The organism is Chlorobium sp. KB01 (genome assembly GCF_001975465.1).
Classification (GTDB): domain Bacteria; phylum Bacteroidota; class Chlorobiia; order Chlorobiales; family Chlorobiaceae; genus Chlorobium.
In genome coordinates this window covers 36,813-44,807 of record NZ_MPJE01000040.1, presented here as the reverse complement: position 1 = coordinate 44,807, position 7,995 = coordinate 36,813, and the positions used below count along the sequence as shown (strand labels likewise).

General features: G+C 48.5%; 7 protein-coding genes. All 7 read left to right on the top strand.

Features of this window, described 5'->3' with window-relative positions:
* The first annotated feature begins 155 nt into the window (after positions 1–155).
* The 7 genes from BOO20_RS04405 (at position 156) to BOO20_RS04375 (ending at position 7,770) form a co-directional block, all read left to right on the top strand.
* Positions 156–1,553, top strand: a complete 1,398-nt coding sequence (locus BOO20_RS04405) for an ATP-binding protein (RefSeq protein ID WP_076790885.1) — start codon at positions 156–158, stop codon at positions 1,551–1,553.
* Between the two features lie 350 nt (positions 1,554–1,903).
* Positions 1,904–2,239 (top strand): helix-turn-helix domain-containing protein, encoded by a 336-nt coding sequence (locus tag BOO20_RS04400; RefSeq protein ID WP_076790883.1) that lies wholly within the window; start codon positions 1,904–1,906, stop codon positions 2,237–2,239.
* A complete protein-coding gene (locus BOO20_RS04395) occupies positions 2,232–3,479 on the top strand; it encodes a type II toxin-antitoxin system HipA family toxin (RefSeq protein WP_076790882.1) in 1,248 nt (415 codons plus the stop codon). Before BOO20_RS04400 ends, BOO20_RS04395 begins: the two co-directional genes overlap by 8 nt.
* A gap of 229 nt (positions 3,480–3,708) precedes the next feature.
* On the top strand, positions 3,709–4,590 hold the full coding sequence (gene rfbA, locus BOO20_RS04390; RefSeq protein ID WP_076790880.1) for a glucose-1-phosphate thymidylyltransferase RfbA: 882 nt from the start codon (positions 3,709–3,711) through the stop codon (positions 4,588–4,590).
* Between the two features lie 144 nt (positions 4,591–4,734).
* Positions 4,735–5,328 (top strand): dTDP-4-dehydrorhamnose 3,5-epimerase, encoded by a 594-nt coding sequence (gene rfbC, locus BOO20_RS04385; protein WP_076790878.1) that lies wholly within the window; start codon positions 4,735–4,737, stop codon positions 5,326–5,328.
* Positions 5,329–5,438: 110 nt separating this feature from the next.
* On the top strand, positions 5,439–6,854 hold the full coding sequence (locus BOO20_RS04380; RefSeq protein WP_076790877.1) for a mannose-1-phosphate guanylyltransferase/mannose-6-phosphate isomerase: 1,416 nt from the start codon (positions 5,439–5,441) through the stop codon (positions 6,852–6,854).
* Between the two features lie 166 nt (positions 6,855–7,020).
* Positions 7,021–7,770, top strand: a complete 750-nt coding sequence (locus tag BOO20_RS04375) for a YdcF family protein (protein WP_076790875.1) — start codon at positions 7,021–7,023, stop codon at positions 7,768–7,770.
* The last annotated feature ends 225 nt before the right edge of the window (positions 7,771–7,995 follow it).

The window sequence follows — 7,995 nt, the reverse complement described above, 5'->3', positions numbered from 1 at the left end:
CTCTTGTTGTTTCGGGTTGATTGTGGCTATATTCTCTGAAAGGGTGTGCATGAATGTCGCTGCTTATTTTCTTGTCTAACTAACGGTAATATAAGCATTTGCGGTATTTTATGCCACCTTTTTTATTGCCTTCGTGAATAATTCAGGATAAACTTTTGCATTTTACTGAACTTCAAAAAAGCATTGTAGCTGGCGAATCTCTGAAGTTGGAACTCAAAAAGTCAACAGCAGAAAAAGATCGAGCTTGTCGCACTTTATGTGTTTTGGCTAACGGCCAAGGTGGGCAAGTGGTGTTTGGTGTAATTCCATCCGGCAAAATCGTAGGCCAAAAAGTAACTGATCGTACACTTGAAGAGCTGTCACAGGAGTTTCAAGGTTTTGAGCCACCACTTTCTCTTCAATTAGAGCGGATCCCGCTTTCCGAAGGGAATGAGCAAGGTTTGGAAGTTCTTTTGGTAGCAGTTGAACGAGCAACATCTGCTCCTGTTTCTTTTCGAGGCATACCTTACGAGCGCGTGCTGAACACAACTCGTGTTATGCATCGAGCCAATTATCAGCGGTTGTTGGTCGAGTCCATGCATACTACCGAACGCTGGGAAATACAGCCCGCTGTCGGATGCTGTGAGGCAGATCTCGACATTCATGAAATTATTGTCACCCTTGAAGAGTCCATTCGACGTGGGCGTAGCGTTGATCCTGGTACTCGCGAACCCTTGGCTGTATTGCGTGGCTTGGGTTTGCTTGTCAATGGCGAACAACTATCACGAGCAGCCATTGCCTTGTTTTGCAAAGACGAAGTGGCTTTACCAGAATTCCCGCAATTTAATCTCCGTGTTGCCCGCTTCAAAGGCACAACTCGCGATGAGTTTCTCGATAACCGGCAGTATACCGGTAATGCGTTTACACTCATGCGTCGGGCCGAGCGGTTCATGATTGATTGGCTCCCGGTAGCCAGCAAGATCGTATCGGGCCAAATGGTGCGTATCGACATGCCTGCGCTTCCTCCTGAAGCTGTGCGTGAAGCACTTGCTAACGCGTTTATCCATCGCGATTATACCAGTGCTGCCGGTTCTGTTGCTGTGGCCTTGTACGACGACCGTCTTGAAATTATCTCACCCGGTGAGCTTCATTTTGGATTAACTCCGGAAATACTTTATCAGCCTCACGAATCAAAACCCTGGAACCCTTGGATTGCCAAGGTGTTTTATCGTCGAGGGCTGATCAAAACCTGGGGGCGTGGCACTCTTAGAATTGCCAGTTTAATGCAGTCGGCTGGCTTGCCAGTACCGATTTTGCATGAAAATGCTGGCAGTGTGGTGATGACTTTTAAATTGCCAGAGCAGCGCAGCGGAGTAAATGTCGGAGTAAATGTCGGAGTAAATGCCCTTTTCGCATATATTCAGGCAAATCCAGGACATCGGGCAGGCGAAATGGCAGCATCTTTTAAGGTAACACAGAGGACTATAGAACGCTGGCTTAAACAACTGCGAGAAGCAGGCAAGATTGAGTACATGGGCTCACCAAAAACCGGTGGTTACTATCCTAAACAATAGTCCCGTTTTTGTAACCAAAACGTGGGACGCAGGTGATTAATTACACTTAAGGAGATTTTGGATTGAAGAGGAAGATGTTGTCAGCTAATTGCGCGAAGAAAGAAAGTGCTGAGTGCTGTGCGGAAGAGAAGAAAGGAAGGTTGTCCACGAATTTCACGAATTGGCACGAGGAAAGAAAGTGCTGAGGGGAAAAATAGTGCTGAGTTGAAGAGGAAGAGGTTGTCCACGAATTTCACGAATTTGTGAGAAAGGGAGTAGAAAAGTGCTGAGTAGTGAGTGCTGAGTTTAGTTTTGTGATGTGTAGCTTTCGTGTTACATTAAGTCTTGTTTGAGATAAATAGAGATTACAAATGCCGACACCTCATTTACCGACACCGGCAGTTCGAAAAGTGCTGCGCAAGTTAGGCAATAATATTCATGACGCACGGATGCACCGCAAACTTCCTATGAGTGTAGTCGCTGAGCGTGCTTCCACCTCCCGGCCAACACTCTCTCGTCTTGAAAAGGGAGACCCTGCTGTGAGCATCGGTATCTATGCCGGGGTACTCCAGGCTCTTGGGTTGTTGGATGATCTTGCCGGTATTGCTGATCCTGTGCGAGATAGCGTGGGCCAACAACTTGCGTCGGCAGCTTTGCCCAGGCGGGCTCGCATTCCGGTCAACCATCGCAGTGATCGAAATGCCTGACGTCGAGGTCTATATTGATTGGCAAGGTTCATGCCGATTTATCGGTCGACTTCACCGTCAATCTGGACGCGGGCGTGAGAAGGTTTCATTTGAGTATGATAACGCATGGATTGAGGCCTACGATAATTTTTCGATTGACGCATCACTTAAGGTGGGGCGTGGTGTTTTTGTTCCACGACCTCGGCAGGATATGTTTGGTACGTTAGGCGACTCTTCTCCTGACCAGTGGGGTCGGCGTCTCATGCGTCGTGCCGAGCGTCGCCGCGCTGAAAAAGAGAGGAGTGCTCCTCGTACGTTATTTGAAACAGACTATCTGTTGGGAGTTGTAGATGAGACTCGTCTGGGCGCTCTTCGCTTCAAATACCCCGGAGAGGAGGCTTTCCTTGCAAGAACAGAGAGTGGAGTACCAAAACTTATTGAGCTGGGAAAATTATTGGGTGCGAGCGAGCGGATTCTTCGCGATGAAGAGAGCGATGAAGATCTCATGTTGATTTTTGCTCCCGGGTCCTCACTTGGTGGTGCTCGCCCCAAGGCTTCAGTTATTGATCAGTATGGTCATCTTTCGATAGCCAAGTTCCCAAAGGAAAATGACGAATACAGCATTGAAACCTGGGAAGAGATTGCGTTGAGACTTGCCGAAAAAGCAGGGATACAGACACCAATTCATGAGCTGGTCAGGATTGCGGATAAAGCAATTCTGCTCTCCCGGCGTTTTGATCGAAATAATGCAGGGCGTATTCCATTCATGTCAGCTATGTCTATGACTGGATCGTTGGATGGTGAAGGCGGAAGCTATCTGGATATTGTTGATGCGCTTGGAGTATCCGGCGCTCAGGCGAAGGGAGACCGGGCCGATTTGTTTCGGCGTATGGTCTTTAATGTGCTGATTTCAAATGTGGATGATCATTTACGCAACCACGGTTTTTTGATGTTGAGCAGGCATGGCTGGACGTTGTCTCCAGTGTACGATCTTAACCCGACACCTCAGGACCTGAAACCGAGAGTTCTTTCCACAAACATCGACTTTGAAGATGGAACCTGCTCAATCGAGCTGGTTCAGGAGGTTGCCTCTCAGTTTGGATTACACAAGGTGGATGCGGATCGAATGATTGCTGACGTGGCTCGTGCTACGCAGACTTGGTGTGAAGTCGCAAAAACTGTTGGTGCACGCTCTGCTGATATAAAAAGAATGGAGAGCGCTTTTGAGCATGATGACTTGTATCGTGCATTACGCTTGTAAAGATTTTGTCCACGAATTACACGAAGAAGGAAAGTGCTGAGTTCTGAGTGCTGGGTGGAAAGAAAGTGCTGAGTAGTGAGTGCTGAGTGCTGAACGGAAGAGAAGAAAGGAAGGTTGTCCGCGAATGGCGCGAATTGGCACGAAAGGGAAAGAAAGTACTGAGTGCTGAGAAAAAGAGGAGAGTTTTTTCTCGAATTCACGAAGTAACACGAAGATTCAAATACGAAGTATGAAAGGAATTATTCTTGCGGGGGGATCGGGTTCGAGATTGTATCCGGTTACGAAAGGAATATCAAAGCAGTTGCTGCCGATTTATGACAAGCCGATGATCTATTACCCGCTGACGACTCTTATGCTTGCCGGGATCAGGGAGATTCTGATCATTACCACCCCTGAAGACCAGCCTATGTTTGTGAAACTGTTGGGCGACGGCAGTGACTGGGGTATTTCTCTTTCCTATACCGTTCAGCCCTCTCCTGACGGTCTGGCCCAGGCTTTCATTCTTGGTGAATCGTTCATTGGCAGCGATGATGTTGTGCTGATTCTTGGTGATAATATCTTTTTCGGATATGCCTTTACGCAGATGCTTGAAGCGGCAGTCAGGATGGTGACGGAGGAGCGCAAAGCCAATATTTTCGGCTACTATGTCATTGACCCTGAACGGTATGGTGTTGCGGAGTTCGATGCCGGGGGAAATGTGCTCTCTATTGAGGAAAAACCGGCGAAGCCGAAATCAAATTTTGCGGTTGTCGGGCTTTACTTTTATCCGAATGATGTGGTTGAAATCGCAAAAAATATTCGACCATCTGCAAGAGGCGAGCTTGAAATTACCTCGGTGAATGAGGAGTACCTTAATCGTAAATCCCTGAAATGCTCAATGCTCGGGCGTGGTTTTGCCTGGCTTGATACCGGTACGCATGAGTCTTTTCAGGAGGCTGGAAACTTTATACAGACAGTGGAAAAACGGCAGGGGTTGAAAGTTGCCTGCCCGGAGGAGATTGCCTGGCGTACAGGGTGGATCAGCGATACCGATCTGATGCGGTTAGCGGAACCGCTTATGAAGAATCAGTATGGCGAGTATTTGAAAAAGTTGCCTTCTCAGCGGTTTTAGTGGGATTGTCTACGAATTACACGAAAGGAAAAATAGTGCTGAGGGACGAGTGCTGAGTTTAAGAGAGGAAGAGGTTACCCGCGAATTGCGCGAATTTTCACGAATTGAGGCTTTTATTTTGATTCATTTTTGTTGATAGAATCCATGCGAGTTATTTTATCCGAGATACCCGATGTGCTGTTTTTTGAGCCGAAGGTGTTTGGTGATGATCGGGGTTATTTTTTCGAGTCGTTTCGCCAGGATTTGATTGAGAAGCATATAGGGCCTGTTTCATTTGTGCAGGACAATGAGTCCAAATCCTGCTATGGAGTATTGCGCGGGCTTCATTTTCAGATACCGCCCTATACCCAGTCAAAGCTTCTGCGTGCGGTTCAGGGCAGAGTGCTGGATGTTGCAGTCGATATCCGTCAGGGATCACCTTGGTATGGCAGGCATGTATCCTGCGTACTTGATGGTGAACGCAAGAATATGATGTGGATCCCGAAAGGATTTGCTCACGGTTTTGTTGTACTCTCGGAGACGGCTGTTTTTGCATACAAGTGTGACAACTACTATACACCTTCGCACGATGCAGGTATCATCTGGAATGATCCGGTTATTGGTATTGACTGGCAGCTTCCTGAAGGTGATGTCCGCTTGTCAGACAAGGATTGTCGGCAGCCGGTTTTCGGTCAGATGGATCTGTTTCCGTATGAAGCGTATGGCGGTGGAAAGAAAGTGCTGAGTAGTGAGTGCTGAGCGGAAGAGAAGAAAGGAAGGTTGTCTACGAATTTCACGAATTGGCACGAAAGTAAGGATGATGTCACGGATAAGAAATTTGTTCAGCGTCAAGAAATTGGTTTGAATCTATGATTATACCTGTGATTTTAAGTGGCGGTTCCGGGACAAGACTTTGGCCTCTTTCAAGAGCGTTGTATCCAAAGCAGCTTTTGTCGCTGGTTGGTGAAAGAACAATGCTGCAGGATACCGCTCTTCGCCTTGCTTCAGCCGATGATGTCGGGCCGATATACTGTGTATGCAATGAAAGTCACCGTTTTCTTGTAGCTGAACAGCTTCATGAGATAAAGGCCGATATCGGCGAGATCATTCTTGAGCCTGTCGGGCGCAATACTGCTCCGGCAGCGGCAGTGGCAGCAATGCTTGTTATGCGCAAGCACCCTGGAGCTCTTATACTTCTTCTGCCAGCCGACCATGTCATTCTTGATGCCCAGGCTTTCGCTGATGCGGTTTCAAAAGGCAAGGAGGCGGCTGAAGGGGGGGCTCTGGTTACCTTTGGTATTGTTCCTGCATCACCTGAAACCGGTTACGGCTATATCCAGGCGTCAGTAACGGGTGAGGAACAGGAGCAGGTCCATCCGGTTCTTGAATTTGTCGAGAAGCCGGATCAGCAAACAGCGGAACGTTATCTTGCTTCGGGCGACTATTTCTGGAACAGTGGAATCTTTCTTTTCAAGGCAGAGAGCTATCTGCAGGAGCTTGAGATGAATGCTCCGGCCATTACGGCTGCATGCAGAGAGGCTTTAGGCAAAGCGGTCAAAGATCTCGATTTTGTAAGGCTGGATAGTGAAGCTTTTCAGGTTTCCCCATCAGATTCCGTAGACTATGCCGTGATGGAAAAAACAGATCGGGCCGTACTCGTTCCTCTTGAAGCCGGATGGAATGATGTCGGGGCATGGTCGGCGCTTTGGGATGTTCACGAACGTGACGAAGCGGGCAACGTGAAAAAGGGTGATGTGCTGCTGCACGATGTCCGTAACAGCTATATACATGCAACCAGCCGTCTTGTCACTGCCGTTGGTCTCGATGATCACATTATTGTTGAGACCTCCGATGCGGTGCTTGTTGCCACAAAAGATCGGGTTCAGGATGTCAAGTTGCTTGTCGAACAGCTTAACCGGAAAGAGCGGGATGAAGCGGTCATGCACCGGAGGGTCTACCGTCCCTGGGGTTCCTATGAAACGGTTGATTATGCTGACCGGTTCAAGGTAAAGCGAATAACGGTCAACCCCGGAGCGGCGCTTTCGCTACAGAAACACAATCACCGAGCCGAACACTGGGTTGTCGTGAAGGGAACAGCGCTGGTGACTGTTGAAGAGCAGCAGATTACGCTCCATGAAGATCAGTCAACCTATATTCCTGTGGGTTCATTTCACCGTCTGGAAAATCCCGGAGATCTGCCGCTCGATCTGATAGAGGTTCAGACCGGCAGTTATCTGGGAGAGGATGATATTGTGCGTGTGGAAGATCGTTACGGGCGGCAGTAGATACGAAGAAAGAGAGTGCTGAGGGTTGAGTGCTGAGCGAAGAAAAGAGGAAGAGATTGTCCACGAATTACACGAATTTATACGGATGAAGAGGGTGAAGTGATTCTTGATTTTGGATTGAAAATTTAATACCGTGAAATACACGAAACAGGACATAAGATGATCTATGCTGCTGATTAACAAGTTACTTCCGATGCTGGTGCTGCCTTTGGGGTTGAGTCTGCTGCTGACAGTTGCGGGGTTGGTGCTTCGCAGGCGGTTGCTGATCGGGCTTGGTATTCTGGTTTTGGGAATGTTCAGCTTGCCAGTAGTCAGTACTGCCTTGATTCGGGCGGTGGAGGGCTGGTCTGCAAGGGTTCCGGTGAGTTCTTTGCATCGTGCGGATGCGATTGTGGTATTAAGTGGCATGGTTATGCAGCTTGAGGGAGCTCCACTTGGTGAATGGGGTGAGGCGGTAGATCGTTTTGAGGGAGGAATCGAGCTTGTCAGGGCAGGGATTGCACCGGTTATTGTGTTTACTCGTGGTCAGCTTCCATGGCAGCCTGATGCAGTTCCCGAAGGGGAGCTGCTCGCAAAACGGGCGATGCTGCTCGGGGTCCCGGAGAAGGTGATTCGGTTAACAACAATTGCCGGGAATACTGCTGATGAAGCCGTAGCCGCCGGAAAGCTTCTTGGGGTCAGAAGAGGTGTGCGAAAAAAAATTATACTGGTTACGAGCGCATTCCATATGCGCCGTGCTGCGATGCAGTTTGAAAAGGCCGGATTTCAGGTAGAGCGTTATCCGGTTGATTTTCAGACGGGGAATAATAGTGATATGACCATTCTGGATTTTCTTCCTGATGCTGAAGGCTTAAGAGTGTCGTCAAAAGCATTGCGGGAGATGATCGGGTGGGTTTACTACTGGGCGAAAGGTTGAAGAGAAGAAAGTGGACTCCAGTGGACGAAGAGATGGTGGAAGGAAGTGGACGTGAGTGGACGAAGAGTGCTGAGTAGTGTGTGTTGAGCGGAAGAGAAGAAAGGAAAGTTGTCCACGAATTTCACGAATTGGCAAGAATTCTTATGAATGTAGGGGCGGGTTGAACCCGCCTTTTTTTGTTGGTGTATTTGGTGTGTTATTGTGACAGCGAGGGGGGACGGTCGT

Coding starts and splice junctions, on each gene's coding strand:
- BOO20_RS04400 (WP_076790883.1), top strand. CDS start 1,904: ATGCCGACACCTCATTTACCGACACCGGCAGTTCGAAAAGTGCTGCGC.
- BOO20_RS04395 (WP_076790882.1), top strand. CDS start 2,232: ATGCCTGACGTCGAGGTCTATATTGATTGGCAAGGTTCATGCCGATTT.
- rfbA (WP_076790880.1), top strand. CDS start 3,709: ATGAAAGGAATTATTCTTGCGGGGGGATCGGGTTCGAGATTGTATCCG.
- rfbC (WP_076790878.1), top strand. CDS start 4,735: ATGCGAGTTATTTTATCCGAGATACCCGATGTGCTGTTTTTTGAGCCG.
- BOO20_RS04380 (WP_076790877.1), top strand. CDS start 5,439: ATGATTATACCTGTGATTTTAAGTGGCGGTTCCGGGACAAGACTTTGG.
- BOO20_RS04375 (WP_076790875.1), top strand. CDS start 7,021: ATGCTGCTGATTAACAAGTTACTTCCGATGCTGGTGCTGCCTTTGGGG.